Genomic DNA, 1,101 nt, shown 5'->3' with positions numbered 1-1,101 from the left:
TTTTATCATGTTATCCGATTGCCCTTGACAGCGAGCCTCCCCGTCTGTGAGTTTTCACGATCAGCTTCCCAGCTTTAAAAAGTCAGGATCGTTTCCGTGACGGTATCACAGACGGGCTCACTATCAAGGGACAGCTTCGCCAATCTCTGTGTTCGTAGACTGACAGGTGTTTGATATCCAAGTGCTTCATGTAGTCGCCAGTGATTCCACCAATTAACATAATCTAATAACCCTAGCCCCAAACTTTCAGGCGTTTCAAACTGATTGGGATACACAAATTCCATCTTAAATGATTTGTATGTCGACTCTGCCACCGCATTATCATACGGACAGCCTTTTTGACTAAGAGAGTGGGCAATACCAAACGTTTCCAGCACCTCCGAGATTAGTGCGTTATCGAATTCCTTGCCACGGTCTGTATGAAAGATGGACACCTTTGCCAAAGAGCCTCGAATAGACTGCAGTGCACGTTTGACAAGTTCGGCATCTTTACGCGAACCATAGCTGCTGCCAATGATTTCGCGGTTAAACAAATCCGTCACAAAACAGACATAATACCATGCTTGTCCCACTCGGACATACGTCAGATCCGTCACGATTTTTTCCAAAGGACAATCGGATTTAAACTCTCGTTTCAACAGATTTGGCAAAGTTGTGTCATTGACAGGCGTTTTATGCGGCTTAAACTGTGCCCTTGTATAATTGGAAACCAATTGTCGTTGACTCATGATGCGGCGGACTTTCCGGCGACTCACGCAGATGCCTTGTTGGGCCAGGTCTGCTTTGATTTTTCGCGCACCATAATTATAACGACTTTGCTGAAAACTTGTTTCAACTGCTTCCTCTAAGTCACTTTCAGACCGTACTGGTTTAACTTTGTAGTAATAGGTTTGCCGGGAAATGCCCAGCGCTCGACACATGGCTGATATGGCGTACTTATGCTTGTTTTGAGAGATTACTTGTCTTTTCGTCCGAATATCAGCGCCGCTTGCTTTAAAATATCATTTTCCATTTTCAGTTTCATATTTTCTTTTCTTAGTTTGATCAGCTCTTCCTCTTTGGGCGAACGATTATCTTTTTCGCTAAATGAGCCGCTAGTAT

1 pseudogene is annotated in these 1,101 nt (G+C 44.1%); it reads right to left on the bottom strand.

From position 1 onward, the window contains the following. Positions 1-74: 74 nt before the first annotated feature. A pseudogene (locus CBF27_RS13990) lies at positions 75-1,101 on the bottom strand (IS3 family transposase); the annotation flags it as partial.

Source organism: Vagococcus acidifermentans, from assembly GCF_003987655.1.
In the GTDB taxonomy this organism is placed as follows: domain Bacteria; phylum Bacillota; class Bacilli; order Lactobacillales; family Vagococcaceae; genus Vagococcus_B; species Vagococcus_B acidifermentans.
Note: the sequence above shows the minus strand (reverse complement) of the source record. Positions and strands in the feature narration are given on the sequence as shown.